At 71.9% G+C, this 21,471-nt stretch carries 18 protein-coding genes; 6 read left to right on the top strand and 12 right to left on the bottom strand.

Translation table 11 applies throughout. The features are described from left to right. Positions 1-59: 59 nt before the first annotated feature. The gene (locus OG462_RS08335; RefSeq protein WP_406055958.1) at positions 60-1,457 is read left to right on the top strand and encodes a sensor histidine kinase; all 1,398 of its coding nucleotides are present in this window, start codon (positions 60-62) and stop codon (positions 1,455-1,457) included. A 26-nt stretch (positions 1,458-1,483) separates the two neighbouring features. Continuing rightward, positions 1,484-2,230 carry a response regulator gene (locus OG462_RS08340; protein ID WP_406066429.1) on the top strand — a complete coding sequence of 249 codons (747 nt, stop codon included), beginning with the start codon at positions 1,484-1,486 and terminating at the stop codon, positions 2,228-2,230. Here the strand turns inward: OG462_RS08340 and OG462_RS08345 are convergent. The 5 genes from OG462_RS08345 to OG462_RS08365 form a co-directional block, all read right to left on the bottom strand. Then, positions 2,170-2,667, bottom strand: coding sequence for an STAS domain-containing protein (locus OG462_RS08345; RefSeq protein WP_406055960.1), 498 nt, complete (start codon positions 2,665-2,667; stop codon positions 2,170-2,172). The two genes, OG462_RS08340 and OG462_RS08345, sit on opposite strands and share 61 nt — an antisense overlap. 166 nt (positions 2,668-2,833) lie before the next feature. Continuing rightward, positions 2,834-3,976 carry a 2Fe-2S iron-sulfur cluster-binding protein gene (locus OG462_RS08350; protein ID WP_406055962.1) on the bottom strand — a complete coding sequence of 381 codons (1,143 nt, stop codon included), beginning with the start codon at positions 3,974-3,976 and terminating at the stop codon, positions 2,834-2,836. 18 nt (positions 3,977-3,994) lie between these two features. Next, positions 3,995-5,485 (bottom strand): phytoene desaturase family protein, encoded by a 1,491-nt coding sequence (locus OG462_RS08355; protein WP_406055964.1) that lies wholly within the window; start codon positions 5,483-5,485, stop codon positions 3,995-3,997. Next, positions 5,482-5,925, bottom strand: a complete 444-nt coding sequence (locus OG462_RS08360; RefSeq protein WP_406055966.1) for a nuclear transport factor 2 family protein — start codon at positions 5,923-5,925, stop codon at positions 5,482-5,484. The genes OG462_RS08355 and OG462_RS08360 overlap by 4 nt, the downstream gene beginning before the upstream one ends. Before the next feature lie 119 nt (positions 5,926-6,044). Then, complete coding sequence (locus tag OG462_RS08365; RefSeq protein WP_406055968.1) at positions 6,045-7,316, bottom strand: DUF418 domain-containing protein; 1,272 nt, start codon at positions 7,314-7,316, stop codon at positions 6,045-6,047. A gap of 99 nt (positions 7,317-7,415) precedes the next feature. On the opposite strand from OG462_RS08365, the gene OG462_RS08370 reads away from it, so the two are divergent. Together OG462_RS08370 and OG462_RS08375 are read left to right on the top strand one after the other, a co-directional pair. Beyond that, on the top strand, positions 7,416-8,039 hold the full coding sequence (locus OG462_RS08370; RefSeq protein WP_406055970.1) for a GNAT family N-acetyltransferase: 624 nt from the start codon (positions 7,416-7,418) through the stop codon (positions 8,037-8,039). Continuing rightward, positions 8,036-9,142, top strand: a complete 1,107-nt coding sequence (locus tag OG462_RS08375; protein WP_406055972.1) for a PaaX family transcriptional regulator C-terminal domain-containing protein — start codon at positions 8,036-8,038, stop codon at positions 9,140-9,142. Before OG462_RS08370 ends, OG462_RS08375 begins: the two co-directional genes overlap by 4 nt. On the opposite strand, the gene OG462_RS08380 is transcribed toward OG462_RS08375, so the two are convergent. Then, positions 9,139-10,092 (bottom strand): IS481 family transposase, encoded by a 954-nt coding sequence (locus OG462_RS08380; protein WP_406055974.1) that lies wholly within the window; start codon positions 10,090-10,092, stop codon positions 9,139-9,141. The genes OG462_RS08375 and OG462_RS08380 overlap by 4 nt on opposite strands. A 146-nt stretch (positions 10,093-10,238) precedes the next feature. Beyond that, on the bottom strand, positions 10,239-11,078 hold the full coding sequence (locus tag OG462_RS08385) for an arylamine N-acetyltransferase (protein ID WP_406055976.1): 840 nt from the start codon (positions 11,076-11,078) through the stop codon (positions 10,239-10,241). A 160-nt stretch (positions 11,079-11,238) separates the two neighbouring features. Between OG462_RS08385 and OG462_RS08390 the strand changes: the two genes are divergently transcribed. Continuing rightward, positions 11,239-12,840, top strand: a complete 1,602-nt coding sequence (locus OG462_RS08390) for a serine/threonine-protein kinase (protein ID WP_406066431.1) — start codon at positions 11,239-11,241, stop codon at positions 12,838-12,840. A gap of 85 nt (positions 12,841-12,925) precedes the next feature. On the opposite strand, the gene OG462_RS08395 is transcribed toward OG462_RS08390, so the two are convergent. The 3 genes from OG462_RS08395 to OG462_RS08405 form a co-directional block, all read right to left on the bottom strand. Beyond that, complete coding sequence (locus OG462_RS08395; RefSeq protein ID WP_406055978.1) at positions 12,926-14,338, bottom strand: aminopeptidase P family protein; 1,413 nt, start codon at positions 14,336-14,338, stop codon at positions 12,926-12,928. Between the two features lie 127 nt (positions 14,339-14,465). Next, on the bottom strand, positions 14,466-15,041 hold the full coding sequence (locus OG462_RS08400; RefSeq protein ID WP_406055980.1) for a hypothetical protein: 576 nt from the start codon (positions 15,039-15,041) through the stop codon (positions 14,466-14,468). An 87-nt stretch (positions 15,042-15,128) separates the two neighbouring features. Continuing rightward, positions 15,129-16,292 carry an ATP-binding protein gene (locus OG462_RS08405; protein WP_406055982.1) on the bottom strand — a complete coding sequence of 388 codons (1,164 nt, stop codon included), beginning with the start codon at positions 16,290-16,292 and terminating at the stop codon, positions 15,129-15,131. Between the two features lie 239 nt (positions 16,293-16,531). On the opposite strand from OG462_RS08405, the gene OG462_RS08410 reads away from it, so the two are divergent. Beyond that, positions 16,532-17,515 carry a LuxR family transcriptional regulator gene (locus OG462_RS08410; RefSeq protein ID WP_406055984.1) on the top strand — a complete coding sequence of 328 codons (984 nt, stop codon included), beginning with the start codon at positions 16,532-16,534 and terminating at the stop codon, positions 17,513-17,515. On the opposite strand, the gene OG462_RS08415 is transcribed toward OG462_RS08410, so the two are convergent. Next, positions 17,463-19,565: a prolyl oligopeptidase family protein gene (locus OG462_RS08415; RefSeq protein ID WP_406055986.1), complete on the bottom strand. Its 2,103-nt coding sequence runs from the start codon at positions 19,563-19,565 to the stop codon at positions 17,463-17,465. The two genes, OG462_RS08410 and OG462_RS08415, sit on opposite strands and share 53 nt — an antisense overlap. A 4-nt stretch (positions 19,566-19,569) precedes the next feature. Then, entirely contained in the window at positions 19,570-20,118 is a 549-nt protein-coding gene (locus OG462_RS08420) for an FABP family protein (RefSeq protein ID WP_406055988.1), read from the bottom strand. Positions 20,119-21,471 lie beyond the last annotated feature (1,353 nt).

The following is a 21,471-nucleotide window of genomic DNA, read 5'->3' on the forward strand; positions in this document are numbered from 1 at the left end:
GCGGCGCGCTGGTCCCACGGGCTGATCCCCCGCTCCTCCCTCCTTGGCAGACTGCACCGGTGAGCTGGTACGAAGAACTCGTCGACCGGGTACGCGGACCCCGAGCCTTCGGTGCGCCGCCCCCGATGTCCCGCTGGGCGTGGGTGGCCGACGGGCTGCTCGCCGTGGCACTCGCGATCACGACGATCGTGGGTGATCTGAACCGCTGGTACGTGGACGTCCATCCGGATCCGGAGGACATTCCACTCCCTCTGCCGGTGCCGCCACCGATCCCGGTGCCGCCGAACCCGGTGGCGCCACCGATCCCGGCGCCCTCGCCGCCCCTCCCCCCGGCGATCCCGGAGGTTCCCCATCCCGTGCCCGCCGTGGAGCATCTGCTTCCCCCGGCCGACGCCTGGGAGTTGCTCGCGGCCGCGCTGACGGCGCTGCCACTGGTGCTGCGCCGCCGCTTTCCGTTGGCCGTCTACTGGGTGGTGATGGGCGCGACGGTGCTCCTGCACCAGGGCCACGTCGCCGCCGACGCGACCACGGTCACCTTCGCGTCGGGTCTGGTCGCGGCGTACAGCGCGGCGATGTACAGCCCGCACCGCACGGCGGTGGTGGTCTCCCTCGCCGCGGGCGTGGTGCTGTACGCGGTCTTTCCCCTGGTCCCGGACGTGGACGAGGGCCTCGTACCCCTGCTCGTCCTGCTGCCGATCGCCCTCGCCTCGCACGGCGTCCACCTGTGGCGGCAGCGGGAGCGGGCGCTCCGCACCGAGCGGGAGGCCGAGCTGCGCCGGGCGGTGGAGGCCGAGCGGTCCCGGATAGCGCGGGAGCTGCACGACGTGGTCACCCACAACGTGAGCATGATGACGATCCAGGCCGGTGCCGCGCGCACGGTGCTCGCCACCTCCCCCGACCAGGCCCGCGAGGCGATGCTCGCGGTGGAGGCGGCGGGCCGGACGGCGATGTCCGAGCTGCGGCACGTGATGGGGCTGCTCACCATGGCCGCGGACGGTCCCGACCCCGCCACCTACGTCGAGCTCGCCCCGCAACCGGGCCTGGACCGGCTGACGGAACTGACGGACCGGGTACGGGCCTCCGGGGTACCGGTGGACGTGGCGGTGAAGGGCGGGCCGGTCGCGCTGCCGGCCGGGGTGGACCTCGCCGCGTACCGGGTGGTGCAGGAAGCGCTGACGAACGTGGTGAAGCACGCGCCGGGTGCCAGGGTCTCGGTCACCGTGGAGTACGGGCCGGAGCGGCTCCACGTGGAGGTCTCCGACACGGGCACCGCCGGCCCTGGTTCCGGCCCTTCCCGGGACCGGGGTCCCGGGCGGCGACCGGCGGAACCCGGCGGCGGGCACGGCCTGCTCGGCCTGCGGGAACGGCTCGCGGTCTACGGCGGTACGCTGCGGACGGGCAGGGGCCCGGCCGGTGGGTACCAGGTCCGGGCGGTGATTCCGTGGGAGGCTCCGTGACCGACGCTCCGGGTGTGACTCCGGGTGTGACCGACGCTCCGCGTGTGGTGATCGTCGACGACCAGGCCCTGGTGCGGACCGGTTTCCGGATGATCCTCGCCGCCGACGGCATCGAGGTCGTCGCGGAGGCCGCCGACGGCGACGCGGCGGTGGCCGCTGTACGGCGGACCCGTCCGGACGTGGTCCTGATGGACATCCGGATGCCCGGCACCGACGGCCTGGAGGCCACCCGCCGCATCCTCGCGGACAGGCCGGACAGGACGGACAGAGCCGATGGGGCCGATGGGGCCGATGGGGCGGGCGAGGCCGCGGCGCCCAGGATCGTCGTCCTCACCACCTACGACCTCGACCAGTACGTGTACGCGGCGCTCGGCGCCGGTGCGAGCGGCTTCCTGCTCAAGGACGTGACCCCGGAGCATCTGACGGCGGCGGTCCGGCTCGTCCGCTCCGGCGACGCGCTGCTCGCCCCGGCGATCACCCGCCGCCTGGTGGCGCGCTTCGCCACGTCCGGTGGGCGAGCGGCCGCCCCGCACCGCGAACTGGCCACGCTGACCCCGCGCGAGCTGGAGGTCCTCGAAGCCCTGGCGCGCGGCCTCAGCAACGCCGAGCTGGCCGAGCGGTTCCACCTGAGCGAGGCGACGGTGAAGACGCATGTCGCCCGCATCCTGTCGAAGCTCCGGCTGCGCGACCGGGCGCAGGCCGTGATCGCCGCCTACGAGACGGGTCTTGTCACACCGGGCTCGGACAGCCAGGGACCCGCCGGGTCCCAGTGAGGGGCCGTCACGTCCGGCAGCACACCCACCGGCTCCACCCCCCACCCTTCCGGGAGCGCCCCCACCGGCGTCTCCACCAGCGCCCCCACCCCCGCTGGCTCCGGCTCCGGCTCCGGCTCCGGGCACAGGAGATCCGCCAGTTCCGTCAGGCGGATCAGCCGGATGATCCACGGCTGGTCGCAGACGAGCCTCCAGCGCGCACCCCGTTCCCGGGTGCGCCCCGCGCAGTGGGCGAGGAGGCCGAGCCCGGTGGCATCGCAGAAGGTGAGGCGCCGGATGTCGACGGTCAGGGCGTCGGACTCCCGCACGAGGGCGTCGAGCTCGGGCCGCAGGTGCCGTACGAGGACGAGGTCGAGCTCACCCCGGAGGGCGGCGACGGTGACGTCGCCGGTCGAATGGACGGCCATGTACGGGTCATGACGGGGGATCAGCTGCATCGGGCGCTCCACAGGGTGGCTCCATGTGTCGCTTCGAGCGTGGCCGTCCCGCCGCAGGGAGGGACGTTTCGCCTCGGCCTGTGTCACCTGAATCGGTGAATGTTCGAGCCACTTCCCCTCGTACGGACGATCTATGTGCGTACGTACGCCCAACCCCTCTGTCTCCTCACACGTCCAGCTCCACGTCCGTCAGGGGATACGCGACGCACGCGTGCGCGTACCCGGAGTCCGGGTCGGAAAGCCGCAGTCGGGCCTCCTCCGCGTGGTGGACCTCGCCCTTGAGGACGCGGACCCGGCACAGGCCGCACTCGCCCGAGCGGCAGGCGGACTCGGGGCGGATGCCTGCGTCCTCCAGTGCGTCCAGGAGCGGCCGTCCCCGCCGGGTGCGGAACGCCGTGCCACGGGCGGCGACCGTGACCTCCTCCGCCGGGTCGGCGTCGCCCGGCCAGTGCGGCTGGCGGGTGGGGTCGGCGGGGGCGCCGTTGGCCTCGAAGCGGATCCTGCGGCGCGGGTGTCCGAGCCGCCCGGTGAGCTGCCCGAGGGCGTACGGGTAGAGGGCCTGGGGCCCGCACACGTACACCATCCGCCCGTCGAGGGGCCCGGCGAGCTCCGTGACGAGTTCGGCGGTCAGCAGTCCGGTGGGTCCCGGCCGGCGCGGGTCGGGGTCCTGAAGGACGTGGTGGACCCGGATGCCGGGGTGCTCGTCGGCGAGCGCGTCGAGTTCCGCCCGGAACAGGATGTCGTCGAAGGACCGGGAGCCGTAGAGCAGATGGAAGCGCCGGTCGAGCCCCCGGTCGGCGATCTCCCGGAGCATGCTCATCGCGGGTGCGACGCCGGAGCCGCCCGCGAGGAAGACGACGTCCTCGCCGTGGAAGAGCGGGTTGTGGTGGAAGGTGCCCTGGGGGCCGGTGGTCGTCAGGGGGTGACCGGCGGCGAGGGTGTCGATCAGGTGGTTGCTGATCCGCCCGCCGGGCACCCGGCGCACGGTCAGGTCGTAGTGGCGGAGGTCGGCCGGGCTGGAGGAGATCGCGTACGGGCGGTTCGTCCCGTCCGCGAACACCCCGACGTACTGCCCGGCGAGGAAGGGCGGCAGGTCGGCGCCGTCCGGGCGGCGGAGCCGGAAGGTGCGGGTGCTCGGCGTCTCGTCGACGACCCGGTCGACCCGGAGGTCGAGCCGTCGCGGGTGGTACGTGTCGATGGTCCGGCGGGTCAGGGCGGCATGGTCGGCGGCGTCGGCCGGGCGGGCCTCGATCTCGTCCTGGATGCGGTCCGCCCCGGCGAAGCGCGCGGTGAGGTGATGAGGCGTCACAGTTCTCTCCGGGTTCTCTCAGGCGGCCTTGGAGCGCAGCAGGCGTCGGGCCACGCGCGCGCCTGCTTCGAGGGTGGGCTGGAAACCGCCCATGCCGGACCAGGATCCGGCGAGGTGGAGGCCAGGCACGTGCGGGCGGCGTTCGCTGTCGCGGAACTGCCAGCTCTCGGTGGCGTCCTGGTCATAGCCGTAGATCGCCCCGCCGGGGTGGCCCAGATAGCGGCTCATGGTGAGCGGGGTGGCGACGTCGACCTCCTCGATGACGCCCCGGATGCCGGGGGTGACGGTCTCGACCAGGTCGAGCAGCGTCTCGGCGTAGGCGAACTTCTCCCGCGCGTACGCGGCGGGTTCGACGCCGTCCCAGGCGGAGCCGTACTGGAGGGTCATGAGGCTGACATGGGTGGCCCCGCTCGGCGCGAAGCCGATCGGCTCGACGTCGTACGAGGTGACGCAGATCCCCCGGGCCGGTTCCCTCGTACGCCAGGAGGCGGACGTGCGGTCCGCGTCCAGGTCGGTGTTCACGAAGGTGGTGCTCGTGGTGAAGCCGAGTTCCGCCGGGGCGGCGTCGAGGCCCATGTGCAGGACGAAGCCGGAGACCCCGATCCGTCGGGTGGCGAGGTCGGCGCGGACGGCGCCGGGGATGTCGAGGCCGTCGAGCATGCCGTAGGTGAGGGGCAGGGAGGCGTTGGAGACGACATCGGGGGCGCTCACCTCCTGACCGTCGTCGAGGCGGACGCCGACGACCTTCCCGCCGCGCGTCAGGATCGCCTCGACGGCTGTGTGGAACCGCACTTCGCCGCCGGCCTCCAGGAACGCGTCGAGGATCGCGCTCGACATCGCCTGCGAACCCCCGTGTACGTGCCAGGGCTTGAACTCCAGGTACGCGAAGAGGATCAGCGCCAGGTCCTGGAAGGGCAGCCGGGACGGAGGCTGGCCGAGGTAGCCCCAGTAGGAGGCGAGGACCGCCTTGAGCCGCTCGTCCTCGAAGTGCTCGTCGAGCACGTCCTGCGCGGGCCGCAGGCCGTGCCGGAAGAGGAGCTCGTCCACCTGGTCGGCGGGCGTGCCGCGCATCGCGGCGATCTGCCAGAAGGTGAGGTCCCGCACGAGGGCGAAGAACCGTTCGAGGCGGGCGCGGTTGCCCGGGAAGTGCGCCTCCAGGGTCGCGGTCGCGCGCTCCCAGTCCGCCGGGACGGTCACGTCGAACGAGCCGGGGACCACCGTGCGGTAGAGGTCGGGCTCCCGGACCCAGGTCAGCCGGTCACCGACGCCCAGCGTGTCGAACAGGGGCCGCAGCGAGAACGCCTGCCCCTCGGCTCCGATACCGGACAGCTGGTGCAGAGCCACCTCGAACTCGAACCGGCCTCTGCGGAAGGAGGTCGCGCAGCCGCCGGGCACACTGTGGCGCTCGACGAGCAGCGTACGCGCGCCGGCGCGCTGGAGGGTGGCGGCGGCGGTGAGTCCGGCGTTGCCCGCGCCGATGACGACGGCGTCGAAGTCCGCGCCGCTCACCGCTCGCCCTCGGCGGACACGTCACCGGCGACGGCGCCTCCGACGGCCGCCCCACCGAAGGCCTCCGCCTTGATGCGGTCGAACTGGGCGCCCATGGCGGCGGAGAGCGCCTGCGCGGCGGAGAGCGGCCGGACCATGACCATGAAGTCGTCGATCTTCCCCTCCTCGTCGAAGCGGAGGAAGTCGCAGCCGTTGATCTCCATGTCGCCGACCTTCGCGGTGAACACGAGGGCGTGGTCCCGGCCGTCGTCGCTCCCGATCTCGCGCACGTACCGGAAGTCGGTGAAGACGCGCATCACCCCGCGCAGGATCGCGGCGGTGATGGGCTTGCCGGGGTACGGCCTGAAGGCCACCGGGCTGGTGAAGACGACGTCCTCGGCGAGGAGGGCCTCGATGGCGGCGTGATCCCGGTTCTCGACGGCCGAGCGGAACGGATGCATGACGCGACTCCCTATGCAACTTGTTGATTAGGTGCAAGGGCAGCTAACCGCATCACCCGGGGCACGTCCAGGGGTCGACCCACCCCGCCCCGGCCCACCCCTGAATCGGCCACACCGAATCAACCCACGTGCACCTCCGCGCGCCGGAGGGGCGGCCATGTCAGCGTGGTCCAGGCCCGCAGCAGCCATTCGACGGGGCCGTACCGGTACCGCCGGAGCCACCACCGGCTGACGACGATCTGCACGGAGAAGAGCGCGAGAGCCGTCGCGAGCACCGTCGGCGGCGACACCCGGCCGACGAGGCCCGCCCCGTACCCCGTGAACAGCAGGGCGCAGACGAGCGACTGAGCGAGATAGCCGGTCAGGGTCATGCTGCCCACCGGTCCGAGTACGGCCACCGTGCGCCCACCGAGGCGCCCCTGGGTGAGGCGGAGCACGGTGGCGGCGTACGCGGCGGCGAGCAGCGGCGCGGTGACGACGTCGATCCCGAGGGCGAGGATCTGGTACGCGCCTCCCGGGCGCACCAGGCTCGCGTGGGCGTACACGGCGCCGCCGAGGAGCCCCAGCGTGAAGCCCGCCCACTGGAGCCGGACCAGGGTCGTACGGTGGCGGGCGAGGTCCCCGAGCACACGGCCCCGCCCGGCGGCGAGACCGAGGAGGAAGGCCGCGAACGCGGCCGGAGCCTGGAAGAAGGCCAGCAGGAACACGACGTCGGGCAGCTGCCCCAGGTGTTCCCCGATCACCGCACCGGGGCCGCCGCGCAGCGCCTCCGCCGCACGCTCGGCCTCGGCCGCCGCCCCCGGGTCCACCCCCGCGCCGCCCGTCAGATGCACGCCGACCGCGAGCAGGACGTACAGGGCGGCCGTCACCGCGAAGAGGACGACGGCGGTACGGACTGCCGTGCGGGGCCCGATGCGGCGCACGGCGAGCAGGATCAGGCCGAGAACGGCGTACGTGGTGAGGATGTCGCCGGGGAACAGCAGGACCGCGTGCAGGACGCCGAGGACGTACAGGCCCGCCAGGCGCCGCAGGAAGCGCGGGCCGAAGCGGGCACCACTCCGCTCGGCGGAGGTGAGCTGGAGGGTGAAGCTGTAGCCGAAGAGGAACGAGAACAGCAGGAAGAACTTGGCCTCGAAGAACACCGTGACGAACCACCGGACCGCACCGTCGAGGGCCGAGCCGAAGCCGGGGTCCTCCAGCCCCGAGCCGTGGTAAGTCGACGCCATGTAGCCGATGTTGACGACGAGGATGCCGAACAGGGCGAAGCCGCGCAGGGCGTCGACGTGCGCGAGTCGCGCTCCGACGCCGAGGCCGGAGCCGTCGGCATCGCCGCCGGCGCGGACCACCGGACCACCACCTCCGCCGCCCCGTTCTGCCGCTCGTAGGTTCATGACCTTCCCCCAAAACTATCGAATCTGAAACGCCCGTATCGAGAATGAACGTATTACTATCGATAGCGCAAGCCCGTCCGACGAGAACGAGGAGCACCGATGGACACACGGTCGGTGGTGCGCCGCGGCGTGCCCGAAGGGAGCGAGGCCAGGGTCGCCGCGCTGTACTGGGAGGCGTTCGGGCGCAAGCTCGGCGCCGCCCTGAACCCGCCCGACAAGGCCCGCGCCTTTCTCGCGGCCCACCTCCACCGCGACCGCGCCGTCACCGCGCTCGTCGACGGCGAGGTGGCGGGGGTGGCCGGCTACCGGCTCGACGGACGAGGGCTCACGGGCGGCGGGGCATCGGATGTCCTCGCCGCGTACGGGGTGGTGCGCGGGCTGCCCCGACTGGCTCTTCTCGGCCTCCTGGGGCGCCGGCCGGCCGACCGCGAACTGGTGATGGACGGCATCGCGGTCGCCCCCGAGCACCGGGGCACGGGCATCGGCGGCCTGCTCCTGCGCGAGATCGCGGCCGTGGCCGCCGAAGCGGGCTGCCGCCGCATCCGGCTCGACGTCATCGACGTCAACCCGCGCGCCCGCGCCCTGTACGAGCGGCACGGCTTCGTCGCCGTCCGCACCGAGAAGACCCCGTATCTGCGCGGCCTGATGGGCTTCGGCGCCGTCACGACCATGCACCGGCCCGTCACTGCGGCCGACTCCCACCAGAGCGAGGAGACCCGATGAAGCCCGGAGGCACCGCGACGAAGGCCGGGAATCCCGGGGCCGCTGGCGTCACCGGGACCGCCGAAGTCACCGAGGTCACCGGAGACGCCGCAAGCGCCGAATTCTCTGGAGCCTCCGAGGACCCCGCCTGGAACCCCATCCCCACCCGCACCCTCGTACACGCCCTCGTCCGCACGGACGGCACCGTCGACGCCGGGGAGCTCTACACCGTCGCCGGGCTGCTCTCCATGACCGACCAGCAGGTCCGGCTCTGCGTCAAGCGCCTTGTCGCGGAGGGTCGTTTCACCCACGAGGGACGGGGGCGCAAGGCCGTCCTCCGCGCGGTCGCCGACCCCACCGGCACGATCGCCCCCGACGCCGCCCATGTCCGCTTCGCCTACCGGCAGGACCGCGGACTCGACCCCTGGGACGGCAGTTGGCACCTCTTCGCCTTCGCCGTTCCGGAGTCCGCGCGGGCCGCCCGCGACGCGCTCCGCGACACCCTGCTCGGCCTCGGTGCCGCGCCTCTCCAGGGGGGCCTGTACGTCGCCGCCAACCCGATCGAGCCGCTCGTCGAGGCCCAGGCCCACCATCTCGGCGTCCCCGGCCAGGTCACGTACCTCACCAGCACCGACCTACGGGTCGGAGACGTCACCGAGCCGCAGGCGCTGGCCGCCGCGCTCTGGCCCCTGGACGAGATCGCGGCCCGACACGACCGACTGGCCGCCTTCGCCTCAAGCTGCCTGGCAGCCCTGGAGCGGCCCGAAGGCCCGGAGACCCTGCCGGACCCCGAACGACTGACAGACCCCGAGCATCCGACGGATCCCGAGCGCCTGACGGATCTCAGACATCTGACGGATCCCGAGCGTCTGACGCTCGCCGTCCAGCTCGCCGCCGCCTTCACGTACGCCATGCGGCCCGATCCCTTGCTGCCCCCCGAACTGCTCCCCCGGCCCTGGCCGGGCACCCGGGCGCGCGAGCTTTTCGCCACCGTCTGGACCGCGCTGACGAACCGCCCCGCGCCGGACTCCGGACCGCCCCTCCCCCGCCTGTTCGCCCTGTACGAGGACCTGGCGGGCCCGGCGGACCTGGCCGGTCCCGAGGAGACCCCGGAGACGACCTAGGTGTATTGACCCGCAGCGTTGTTGACGCGGCTGATGGGTGGCTTGCCGTCGAGTGCTGTGTGGCAGCGGTGATGGTTGTAGGTGTGGAGGAAGTCTGCCAGGGCTTCGGTCCGCTCGTTGTTCGAGGTGTAGGGCCGCAGATAGGCCCACTCATCGAGCAGGGTGCGGTTGAAGCGTTCGACCTTGCCGTTGGTCTGCGGCCGGTAGGCCCGGGTGAGTTTGCCGGTTGCGCCGAGGTCGGCGAGGACGGTCTTCCAGGCCAGGCCCTTGCGGTAGGCCCAGGCGTTGTCGGTCAGGACCCGTTCGATCCGGTCGATGCCGTGGGTGTGGAAGAACGCGGCCGCGCGGGTGAGGAAGCTCGCGCAGGTCGCGACCTTCTCGTCGGGGTGGATCTCGCTGTAGGCCAGGCGGGAGTGGTCGTCGACAGCGGAGTGGACGTAGTCGAAGCCCATGCCGCGGATTGGCCTGCCGGCCTCGCGGCCGTTGGTTTTGTGGCCGCCGCCGTCGGGGATCCGGCCGAGTTTCTTGACGTCCACGTGGATCAGCTCGCCGGGCCGGTCGCGCTCATAGCGGCGGATCACCGTGCCGGTCGGCCGGTCCAGCCAGGCCAGCCGATTGAGCCCGTGGCGGGTCAGGATCCGGTGGACGGTCGAGGTGGGCAGGCCCAGGACCGGGCCGATCCTGGCGGGGCCGAGCTTGCGGGTGCGGCGGAGATCGCAGACGCGGGCCTCGACGGCCTGGGGGGTGCGATGCGGTGTGTGCTGCGGCCTGCTGGAGCGGTCGACCAGGCCCGCGTCGCCTTCCATCCGCCAGCGGCGAATCCACTTGTGGGCGGTGGGCCTCGATATGCCCATCTCGGCCGCCACATGAGCAACCGGCCGTCCTGCCAGGACGCGTTCGACCAGGATCCGCCTGCCGTGAACGGTCAGCCGGGCATTACGGTGGGACACGAAGACCTCCGTGTGCGGTGTGGAGCCTAGACACCTCCACCACACCGGAGGTCTTCGCCATGATCAAGACCTGCGACTGTCAACAACGCTCGTGATCAATACACCTAGGGAGCAGTGGGGAGGCCGAACCCCGCACAAGGCATTCCTCACTGCTGCCCCGCGGCCTCCCACTCCTGGTGCGCGGTGTGGACGCGGTGCCACAGCATCGCTCGCGCAGGGGCGGCGACGTCGGTCAGGTCCAACCGGAACACGCCGGCCAGTACGTCGTACCAGTCGTCGGCCGAGTCGATCGTCCGCTCGTCCGTACCCCCGGCCTCGATCCGGCGCAGCACACAGCCGCGCAGCACGTCCACGCCCGTGGCATCGCGGAGCTGGGCGGTGAGGGTCCGAACGAAGCCGGACTCGGGGGAGGTGGACAGCCACGCGTGCTTGTCGGCGAAGGAGGACAGCTCCACGGGGTCCGGCGCGAAGACCATCGCCGTGAACGCGCCGCGGGGGTCATGCGTGAATCGCCAGCCGCCGGGCGCCGCCACCGACGGGGCCATCGCGTAGGTGAACGGCCCCTGGGTGTAGCGGCCTTCGCGCAGCGGCAGCGGCTCGTACATTCCGCCGGCGAGCCCGGTGTCGACCAGCCACCGCTCGCCGTCGAGCCGCACGGTGAGCGCGAGATGGTCGCCGGCCGGGCCCGCGGGGTCCTCGACGTCACCCTGCACCCCGGCCCGGTGCAGCGTGACGTCGTAGCCGAGGGCCGTCAGCAGCGCACTGAAGGCTCCGTTGAGGTGGTAGCAGTAGCCGCCGCGCCCGCGCATGATCCGGGCCACGGATTCCGCGGTGCCGATGCTCGTCGGCCGGCCCAGATGAATGTCGAGGTTCTCGTAGGCGACCCGCTCCACCTGCGCCCGGTGCAGGGCACACAGCGCCTCGGCGGTCGGGGCCGCCGGCCGGGCGACCCCCAGGACGGCCAGATACCCGTCGACGTCGATCATGCTTCCCCTCACTGCCCGAGGGGACTCACTGCCCAAACGGTGATCATCATAGGTACCGGTACCGCCCATGCCCCGGGTGACGTCGGGCGGAAGGGTCGGCCATACTGACCGGCGGCATTCCAACGGGGGCGTGCGGCACAGGGGGTGGCGAGTGGACGGCATGGATCTGCCCGAGCGCATCGGCGATTACGCCGTGGAACGTGAGCTGGGTGCGGGCGGCATGGGGACGGTGTACCTGGCACGGTCCCGGGGCGGACGTACCGTGGCCGTCAAGGTGGCCCGCCCCGAGCTGGCCGCCGACCCGCACTTCCGCGCCCGGTTCCGCGCGGAGGTCGACGCCGCCCGCAGGGTCGGCGGGTTCCATACGGCGCAGGTCGTCGATGCCGACCCGGAGGCGGCGGCGCCCTGGCTGGCCACCGCCTACATCGCGGGGCCGACGCTGTCGGGGCTGCTCGCCGAACGCGGTCCGATGGACGAGGCCCGACTGCGGCTGCTCGGCGCGGCGTTGGCGGAGGCACTGCAGGCCATTCACGACTGCGGCCTGATTCACCGCGACCTCAAGCCCGGCAACATCATCATGGCCGATGACGGCCCGCGGGTGCTCGACTTCGGTATCGCCCGGGCCCTGGAGTCGACCCGGCTGACCTCCACCGGGGCGGCCTTCGGTACCCCTGGTTTCCTGGCCCCCGAGCAGGCTCAGGGTCTCGAAGTCGGCGGCGCCGCCGATGTGTTCGCGCTGGGCGCGGTGCTGGTCGCGGCGGCAGGTGGCCATCCGTTCGGGGAGGGCACCCCGATGGTGCTGATGTACCGGGCCGTGCACGAGCCGCCGGACCTGTCCGCCCTGCCCGAGGGCGTGCGCCCGGTGGTCGCCGCCTGTCTGGCCAAGGATCCGGCACAAAGGCCGACCCCGAAACGGCTGTTGGACCTGCTGGCGCCGGACAACGCTCCGGAGCCGGCGCCGGCCACGGCTGCCCACCCGCCGACCCAGCCCTCGCCGGCCGTGCCGTCCGCGCCGACGCCGACCGCCGGGTCGGCTGCCGCGTCGACCGGCGGGGACATCGCCCATGCCGCGACCGTTGCCGCGGCCCCGCGCGCCGAGTCCCCGCCCGGCTTCCCGCAGCAGGCAACCCCGAGCCGGGAGACGAAGACCGCCCCGCCCGGGAAGAAGCGCACCGCGCTGCTCGCCGCCGGTGTGGCGGGGGCCCTGATCGTGCTCGGCGGCGCGGGCTACGGCATCTACGCGTCCGGGGGCTTGGGCTCGGACGAGTCCTTCCCCAAGGCCACGCACGAGCTCGTCATTCCCGAGTCGATCGTGGGGGGCGCGTACGGGTGGGACATCGAAAACCGCCTCCCTCCGGACCCGCAACCGGACAGCGGAAGCCAGCGGGATGCAACGCACTTCAGCGCCGACTACACCGTCACCAGCACCGGTACCGACAACGCCGCCGCGTTCCGAACGGTGCAGGTATACGGCTCTTCCGGTCGGTACAAGAACCCGGAGGGGCGTCGGGACGCCCTGGTGGAAGCCATGACCGTCACAGGCAGCGAGACCGTCAGCGATCCGCCGAGAACGATCCGCGTTCCCGGCTCGGACGTCGATTTCCGCTGCGAGACGGTGGACCAGAAGACCGTGTGCGGCTGGGGCGACGACAACACCACCGTCGCGATCGCGTTCACCCCGACCGGCTCACTCGAACTGGCGGCGGCGGAGACCCGCAAGATACGCGACGACATCCGCAGGCCGATCGCACAACGGCCCTGACGGCCCTCCATCCCCTGGACCGCACCGTCGAGGGGATGAAGGACCGCCGGCTCCCGTGCTCCGTACGGGACTTTCCGGACTCGGCCTAGCCCGCGAAGCGGGCCATCCAGGCCTCGACCTCGGCCGAGGAACGCGGCAGACCCGCCGACAGGTTCTCGTGGCCGTCGTCGGTGACCACGAGGTCGTCCTCGATCCGGACGCCGATGCCCCGCCACTCCTCGGGCACGGTCAGGTCGTCGGGCTGGAAGTAGAGGCCGGGCTCGACGGTGAGCACCATGCCCGGTTCGAGCACGCCGCCGACGTACTCCCCCGTGCGGGCCTGCGCGCAGTCGTGGACGTCCAGGCCGAGCATGTGCCCGGTGCCGGCCATGGTGAAGCGGCGCTGGAGGCCGAGGGCGTACGCACGGTCGACGGGGCCCTCGATGAAGCCCCACTCGACGAGCTGTGCCGTCATGTGCCGCTGGGACGCCTCGTGGAAGTCGCGGTACGGGGCACCCGGCTTGACCGCGGCCATGCCGGCCTCCTGGGCCTCGTACACCGCGTCGTACACCTGGCGCTGGACCGGGGTGAAGGTGCCGCTGATCGGGAGGGTGCGGGTGACGTCGGCGGTGTAGAGGGAACGGGTCTCCACGCCGGCGTCGAGCAGGAGCAGTTCGCCCGGCCGGACCGGGCCGTCGTTGTCCGTCCAGTGCATGATCGTGGCGTGCTCGCCGGCGGCGCAGATGGAGCCGTAGCCGACGGCGTTGCCCTCCAGGCGCGCCCGTCGGAAGAAGGTGCCCTCGATCCACCGCTCGGAGGAGGCGACGGCCCGGGACAGCTCGCCGACGCAGTCGGTGAACCCGCGGACGGTGGAGTCGACCGCCTTGCGCATCTCGCCGATCTCCCAGGCGTCCTTGACGAGCCGGAGTTCGGAGAGCGCCTCCTCCAGCTCGTCGTCGCGCTCCTCGTCGGTGGTGACGGCGGCTTCGAGAGCGGGGTCGTGGCCTCGGACGATCCGCGTGGGGACGCCGCCGGCGGCGGCCAGGTCGGCGGCGGCCGTGCGGACGTCGCGGCAGGGCAGCCCGAGGACGACCTCTGCCTCGGCGAGGGTACGGCGGCGGCCCATCCACAGTTCGGCGGTGTTGCCGATCCAGAACTCGTCGTTGTCGCGGCTGTCGCGGGGCAGCTGGTAGCAGTAGGCGTCGTGGCCGCCGTCCGCGCGGGGTTCGAGCACGAGGGCGCCGTCGCGCGCCTGGTCGCCGGTCATGTGCACGTATCCCGTGTACGGGCGGAAGGGGTACGTGTCGTCGTTGGAGCGGGTCTTGAGGTTGCCGGAGGGGATCACGAGGCGCTCGCCGGGGAAGCGCGCGGACAGCTCGGCGCGCCGGCGGGCCGCGTGCGGGGCCTGCTCGTCGGGCTCGAGCCCGTGCCGTTCGGTGTCCGCCCACCCCGACCTCATCAGGGCGGAGAGCTCCTCGGAGACGCCTTCGTAGAGGCCGTTCTTGCGACCCTTCGCCACGTCCTGCTCCTTCTTCCGGGTGGGTTCCTCGGCCGCCGTGGGCCGGCGACTCCCGGAAGGTACTCCGCGACGTGGGCACCGGTTGCCGAAGACCGCCAGTGGCACGAATCGGCCAGACCCGCACCGTCTAGCGGGGCGTCCAGGCGGCGGTCGGCCAGTCGTACTCGGAGAAGCCGTCCGGCAGCTTGCCGCAGGGCGCATAGGCGCTGAGGGCGAAGGTGCCCGTGGGCTCGTACCAGTCGACGTCCACCTTGTCTCCGGTCCGGGGGTGTTCGAAGCGGAAGCCCAGGTCCGAGACGTTCTCGCTGACGAGCTTCCAGCCGTCCCGCTCCAGGCGGAGGCGGGTGCGCGCCTGTGCCGCACGGGCGCTGGTCTCCGGCACGTCCGTGAAGCGCCAGGTGAGCCCGAAGCTGCGCACGTCGAGGCGGCCGCGGTCGATGTGGGCGACGGACCTGAGGCCGCGGTAGGAGCAGGTGCCCGTCTCCACCCGGAACTGCACACCGGGGGCTCCGGGGAGCGCGGCCTCGTCGTAGACCCGTTGCGCCTGCGCCTTGAGGCGCGCGGCGACCGCGTCGGGGTCGGTCTCGGGGTACGGCGGGCCGTTCCACAGGTAGTAACCGGCGGCGACCAGGCCCACGGCGATCAGGCCGTGGAGGAAGGGCCGCACCACTCGGCCCGGACGGCTTCGGGCAACAGCACTCATGATCGAGAGCCTAGGACGGCCACCCTGCACGGCGCGTGGGCGCTGCTACTCACCCGTGGGTGAGTAGCAGCGCCGCGGCTCGGCGGCTCAGTCCCGGCCCGCTCCCCGGACGATGCGGTGTACGACGGCCGATGCCTGCTCCGGGTGCCGCTCCAGCCACGTGCCGACGTGATCGCGGACGGCCGCCTCGACGCAGGAGCGCACCTCGGCGCCGGCCAGGAGCGTGCGGGTGGCTCCGTGGAACTCCGGCCGGTCGAGCTTCACCGACACGACCGCCGTGAGGCCCTCGCCGACACTGTCGGCATCGAGACCCGGGTCCGCCGCCGTCAGAAGACGCCGCTCCCTCGCGTACGCGGTGAGCGCGGCCGCCAGTCCGGCGCGGAAGCCCTCCACGTGTTCGCCGCCTTCATGCGTGCGACGGCTGTTGGCGAAGCTTCGGACCACCGCGTCCCGTGAGTCGCACCACCGGAGGGCCACCTCCACGGACCCCGCCATCCGCGGGTCCTCCACCTCGAAGTCGAGGATGTCCGGGTGGGCGGGCTCGCCCTTGACGTCGGTCTCCAGGAAGGCGACGAAGTCCCGTACCCCGCCCTCGAACCGCTCGGTCACGGCCCCGCCCGGGGGGCGTTCGTCGGTCAGTGACATGCGCAGGCCGCGGTTCAGGAAGGCGAGTTCCCTGAAGCACTCCGCCAGCACGTCGTACGAGCATTCCGTCGTCTCGAAGATGTCGGCGTCCGGCCAGAAGGCGAGGGTGGTCCCGCTGCCGGTCGCCGGCCCGGCGGGCGTGGGCGGGGTGAGCGCGACACCGCGCGCGTGCTCCTGGATCTCGCGTACTCCCTCGCGCCGCACCTCGGCGATCAGGCGGCTCGACAGCGCGTTGACGGTACTCAGCCCGATACCGAAGAGGTCACGCCTCGCCCCACGGTGTCCGCCGAGCTCCCACCCGGCGTACAAGCTTGTCAGCTGGGCTTCCAGGCCGGGAGCGGCGGCGTCCCCGGCACTCTCGAAGGGGACGCCGGGCCCGTCGTCGGCGACCCGGACGCCGCCGTCGGACGTGAGCGTGACGTCGACGGAGCCCGCACCACGCATCAGGACCTCGTGCACGGCCGGGTTCAGGGCTTCGAACACCATCTGGTGCAGACCTCGTTGCGAGGTCGATCCGACATACATCCCCGGCCTCTTCCGAATGGCCTCAAGGCCTTCGATCACCTGGATACGGCCGGCGTCGAACATGTCTGCGGCGTCGCTCATGAAGTCCCCTCCGACGGTGTCTTCCAGACCTCCGTCAGCCTAGGCGAGTTCCCACAAAGCACCAGGTCAGAGCGGATTGGCGAACGCCTGGGAGGGAAGGGTGGACGCCTGTCCCGAGGCGGTCGGCCCCGGGGTCGCCGACCCCTGTCGGCGGCCCTCCGAGGTGGCCTTCAAGCCCGTCACGGCACACGAACGGCGGGGACCGACGGTCCCGAATCGAAGACGTCGATAATCGGTGCATGGCAAACGAGAAACTCAGCGAGGCACTCCGGCTTCTGGGCATCGGACAGGAGGGCGCCCGGGTCTACCGGACGCTCCTGGAGCTCGGGCCCGCGCCGCTGAGTTCGATCGGTTCCGCGGCCGGGCTCGGGGACGCCGCGCTGGCGGAGGCGTACCGCGAGCTGGTCGACTGCGGGCTGGCGAGCGCCGCCGAGGAGGGTTCCGACGTGGTGGCGCCGGTGCCGCCGACGGCGGGCCTGGAGATCCTCGGGCGGCGGCGGGCGGCCGAGCTCGACGCGTCCCGGATCACCGTCGGGGGCGCGTTCGAGTCGTTCCGGCGGCATCGGCTCGCCGGGTATCACGACCCTCTGGTGGAGGTCGTCACCGGCGACGCCATCGGGCTCCGGATGCGTCAGGCGTGGGCGAGTGCCCGGGAGCAGATCCGGCAGTTCGACTCGCCGCCGTACTTCCCCCTCGACGGCGCCACGGACGACGCGCTGGCCACGCTCGCGCGTGGGGTGACGCAACGGGTCGTGTACTCGCGGGAGTCACTTGAGCATCCGGGGCAGCTGGAGAACTCCATCGAGCCCGTCATCGAGGCCGGCGAGCAGGCGCGGGTCCTCCCGTCGGTACCGGTCAAGCTCGTGATCATCGACGACGCATACGCGCTGGTCGCCCTGTCGATCAAGGAGACGGACGTGTACAACACCATGCTCGTCGTGCAGCCGTGCGGGCTGCTCTCCGCGCTCGTGGCGCTGTTCGAGCAGGCCTGGCAGAACGCGCTGCCGTTCCACGGCCGTTCGGCCCGGCCGGCGGGGCTGTTGCCCGCCGACCGGCGTCTGCTCCGGCTGCTCGCGGCCGGCGCGAGCGACGAGGTGATCGCCCGGGAGATCGGCGTCAGCCGTCGTACGCTCTTCCGCCGGGTGCAGGTCCTGATGGCCCGGCTCGGGGCTACGAGCCGGTTCCAGATGGCGCTGCAGGCACAGCGTTCGGGGTGGCTGTGACCGGTCCGGGGATGACCGGACGTTCGGCGCCGGTGAGCTGCTGCCACAGATAGGTGTGCACGAGCGCGCTGTTGTGGGCGGCCTGTTCGTTGTCGCCCGCGCCCGCGTGACCGCCGCCGGTGTTCTCGTGGAACAGGACCCGGTGGCCGAGTTCCCGCAGCCGGGCCGCCGTCTTCCGGGCATGGCCAGGGTGGACGCGGTCGTCGCGGGTCGAGGTCATCAGCAGGACCGGCGGGTAGTCCCGGTCCGCCGCGAGCCGGTGGTACGGGGAGAGCGCCTCCAGGTGCGGGCGGTCGGCCTCGTCGTCCGGGTCACCGTACTCGGCGATCCAGGACGCGCCCGCGAGGAGCTTGTGGAAGCGGGTCATGTCGAGGAGCGGCACCTGGGCGACGATCGCGCCGAAGAGTTCGGGATGGCGGGTGAGCATCGCACCCATGAGCAGCCCGCCGTTGCTGCCGCCCTTGGCGCCCAGCATGGCCGGGGTGGTGATGCCCCGTACGACGAGGTCCTCGGCGACGGCCGCGAAGTCCTCGAAGGCCCGGGGGCGTTCGGCGCCGAGCGCGGCCTGGTGCCAGTCGGGGCCGTACTCGCCGCCGCCGCGGATGTTCGCGATGACATAGGTACCGCCGCGCTCCAGCCAGGCGCGGCCCGTCACCGCGCCGTAGAACGGGGTGAGGGAGACCTCGAAGCCGCCGTAGCCGTAGAGCAGGGCGGGACCGGGACCGGGTGTGGTGGCGCGGTCGGGGCCGATGACGAAGTACGGCACGCGCGTGCCGTCCCGGGAGCTCGCGAAGTGCTGGTCGACGGTGAGACCGGCGGAGTCGAAGCGGTGCGGGGCCTGCTTGAGGACTTCGGAGCCGGCGCCGATCCGCCCGAGGTGGAGGGTGGAGGGCTGCAGGAATCCGGAGACGTCGAGGAAGTACTCGTCGGACACGTCGGGGTCGGTGTCGACGACGCTGACGGCCGAAAGGGCCGGAACGCCGACGAGCGGCTCGCGTGCCCATCCGCCGCCGGGAACAGGGGTGAGCACCTCGATATGCGTGCTGACGTCCCGCATCGTCTCCAGGATCAGGTGGTTACGGGTCCAGGTGTGCCCGGCGAGTGCGGTCCGCGGATCGGGGGTGAACAGCACCTCGGGAGTGCGGTCGCCCGCCAGGAAGGCGTCGAAGTCGAACGCGAGCAGTGAACCCGTCGGCTGCCCGAGCCACTCGGACTTGAGGGTGACGATCAGATACTGCCGATGGGCGTAGGCACTGGCGTCGTCGGGCACCTCGATCCGCGCGCGGGTGCCGTCGGGGCGCAGGAGGTGCGTCTCGCTCCGGAAGAAGTCCAGCGAGCGGCCGACGAACTCCCGCTCGTAGCCGGGCGTGGTGTCCCGGTACCCCCAGGCGGCCACGTCCCCCTGCTCGGCCTCGAAGACGAGGGTGGCGTCCTCCACCGGCGTTCCGCGCCGCCATCTGCGGACGGTGCGCGGATAGCCGGAGTCGGTCAGTGAGCCCGGGCCCAGGTCCGTACCGACGAGGACGGTGTCGGCGTCGACCCACCCGATGCGCGTCTTCGCCTCGGGCAGCCGGAACCCGTCGTCGGCGAACTCCCTCGTACCGAGGTCGAATTCGCGCACGACGACGGCGTCCCCACCGTCCCGCGAGAGCCGCACGAGGGCCCGGTCGTACTCCGGTCGCCGTACCCGCGCCCCGTCCCAGACCCACTTCTCGCCCTCGGCGGCGGCCAGCGCGTCGATGTCGAGGAGCACCTCCCACGCGGGGGCGGCCCGGCGGTACTGCTCCAGGGTCGTACGCCGCCACACCCCGCGCACGTGCTCGGCGTCCCGCCAGAAGTTGTACAGGTACTCTCCGCGCCGCACGGTGTAGGGAATCCGGTCGGAGGCGTCGAGCACCTCCCGCAGCCGCGCCTTCAACACCCCGAACGCGTCGCCCCCGGCCACCGCCCCCGAGGTCTCCGCGTTCCGCTCGGCCACCCATGCGAGCGCGGCCTCGCCGGAGATGTCCTCCAGCCACAGGTACGGGTCGTCGTCGTTCACGTTCCGCATGGTGCTACTTCCCGTCCTCACGCCGCAGTCGTGCCGAAAGGTGGTGCTGCAGCCGCTGTTCCACGGCGGCGAGGTCGTGGACGAAGTCGAGGGTGTCCCCGTCCGTCAGGGTGTAGCGGCGACGGGTGGCCTCGACGTCCTTGGCCGTGGGGGCGAGGGCGACCGTGTGGGTGGAGAGATCGACCGTGCCGTCCTCCGCGCGGCCGACCATGATCTCCGCGATGCCGGTGGGCTGGGTGATCAGCGCCTCGACATGACCCTCCGGCTTGAGCCGCCACCAGCCGCTCTCCCGCGCCGCCGGACGGAGCGGGGTGCCCTCCGCGTCGATCAGCCAGGCGCGCGCCTCGTAGTGGAGAAAGGGCCGGCCGTCGTGGCTGAAGGTGACCTCCTGCGCGTACGTGAAGTCCTCGGCGAGCGTCGGGTACCCGCCCCGGCCCTCGCCGACCCAGGTACCGAGCAGTCCGGTCACCGGCCCGAGCAGCTCGTGCGGGGCCGGCGCCGCGTCCGGGCGGAGCGCGTCGGGGTACGGATACTGCCGGTCGCGGTCGGTCATGGTGCGCGCTCCTGGGTCGAGGCCTGTGCCGGAGGAAGCTTAGGTCGTCGGCCCGGCGGGGCCGGAGTACGCCACTTGCCGGGAGCCCTGGTCCGGCCCGCCCGTGATCCGCCGGACACGGCCCAAAGCGAGATCACCCCACCCCGTGACGAAGCACTGCTAGACCTTGTTCTTGAACTTCCTGTCCTCTTCGTCCTGCTTCACCTGCGCCGCGATCCTGTCGCGGATCGCCCGCTTCTTGTCCGGCCCCAACGTGGTGCTCTCCTCGAACTCTTCACGGCTGGCCGCATGCAGCGGATGGGACCGGTGCCGGAATTCGTCATCCGTCGCTACGGTCCTGCCCGCGGCGCGGGTGGGGGCGAAATAGTGACCTATCGCGTCCTCTATCATTGCCTGATCCTCGCCCCCGAAGGCGCCCGCCCATTCGAGGTCGGGGACTTCACGGTCATTCTCCCTGGCCTCGTGAAGGAACGCCCGTCCGTACTGTGGACCGAAGATCGCTTCCAGTTTTCCGCCGCGCTCCCAGCCCTTGGACGGGTAGTCCTCCACCTTGGTGTCGTTGTCCACCCCGCCCGTCGCATCCGCCCCGGGCCTGGACTGGTACGGGGAAATGTCGATGGACAGGGTCTTGATCCCCGCAAAAGCGAACTGATCGGTGACTCCGCTGCGCATCCCCACCGCGCCGAGGATGGTGAAGTTCTCCTGGAGGAACCTCAACAGCGCCAGCTGGGAGCGGCGGTCCCTCGTCTCGGGCCACGTCCAGTACTCAAGCAGGTGCGGCCCCTCGACGGTGGCCGGAGACGGATATCCGCCGATGGGAACCGGCTGTGCGCCCCCCAGCTCGGGGTTCTGCCTGATCATGTCCTGGATCTGGGCCAGGCCGTCCCGGCCGGTGTCGAGCGCGGGGGCGTTCCCTTCCCCCGTATGGCCACTGTCCCGGAAGTTCACGATGACGTACGGGACGTCCTTCTTGAACCTGCTCAGTAGGTGATCGGGATCCGCGCACGCATCCTTGAAGGCACGCTCGGTGGCGCCGTCCGGGGCTGCGTAGTCGTGGTAGAACCCCTCCATCTTCGCCGCGCCGTCTTCAGCGCCGACCCAGGCGTTCCTCTCCAGCATGCCGGTCTTGAACTTGGTGGTGGAGAGATTCTCCCCGCCACCGTGCTGAAGCCCGAGGTCCTCCCCGGAACCCTTCTTGGTGTAGAAGATCCGGCCGGGCCCCAGGTCCCTGCTGAGCTGGAACATGTGCGACGCCTTCCGGTCGAGACCTCGCTTCTTCCCGGGGCGCTCTTCCCTCTCCCTGTTGATCTGTGCCGTGGCGGCTTCGTCGATCTCTCTCGCGAGGTCGGCGTC

This window comes from Streptomyces sp. NBC_01077, from assembly GCF_045162855.1.
In the GTDB taxonomy this organism is placed as follows: Bacteria; Actinomycetota; Actinomycetes; order Streptomycetales; family Streptomycetaceae; genus Streptomyces.

Coding starts and splice junctions, on each gene's coding strand:
- OG462_RS08345 (WP_406055960.1), bottom strand. CDS start 2,667: ATGCAGCTGATCCCCCGTCATGACCCGTACATGGCCGTCCATTCGACC.
- OG462_RS08360 (WP_406055966.1), bottom strand. CDS start 5,925: ATGCATCCGTTCCGCTCGGCCGTCGAGAACCGGGATCACGCCGCCATC.
- OG462_RS08365 (WP_406055968.1), bottom strand. CDS start 7,316: ATGAACCTACGAGCGGCAGAACGGGGCGGCGGAGGTGGTGGTCCGGTG.
- OG462_RS08370 (WP_406055970.1), top strand. CDS start 7,416: ATGGACACACGGTCGGTGGTGCGCCGCGGCGTGCCCGAAGGGAGCGAG.
- OG462_RS08375 (WP_406055972.1), top strand. CDS start 8,036: ATGAAGCCCGGAGGCACCGCGACGAAGGCCGGGAATCCCGGGGCCGCT.
- OG462_RS08385 (WP_406055976.1), bottom strand. CDS start 11,078: ATGATCGACGTCGACGGGTATCTGGCCGTCCTGGGGGTCGCCCGGCCG.
- OG462_RS08390 (WP_406066431.1), top strand. CDS start 11,239: ATGGATCTGCCCGAGCGCATCGGCGATTACGCCGTGGAACGTGAGCTG.
- OG462_RS08400 (WP_406055980.1), bottom strand. CDS start 15,041: ATGAGTGCTGTTGCCCGAAGCCGTCCGGGCCGAGTGGTGCGGCCCTTC.
- OG462_RS08405 (WP_406055982.1), bottom strand. CDS start 16,292: ATGAGCGACGCCGCAGACATGTTCGACGCCGGCCGTATCCAGGTGATC.
- OG462_RS08410 (WP_406055984.1), top strand. CDS start 16,532: ATGGCAAACGAGAAACTCAGCGAGGCACTCCGGCTTCTGGGCATCGGA.
- OG462_RS08415 (WP_406055986.1), bottom strand. CDS start 19,565: ATGCGGAACGTGAACGACGACGACCCGTACCTGTGGCTGGAGGACATC.
- OG462_RS08420 (WP_406055988.1), bottom strand. CDS start 20,118: ATGACCGACCGCGACCGGCAGTATCCGTACCCCGACGCGCTCCGCCCG.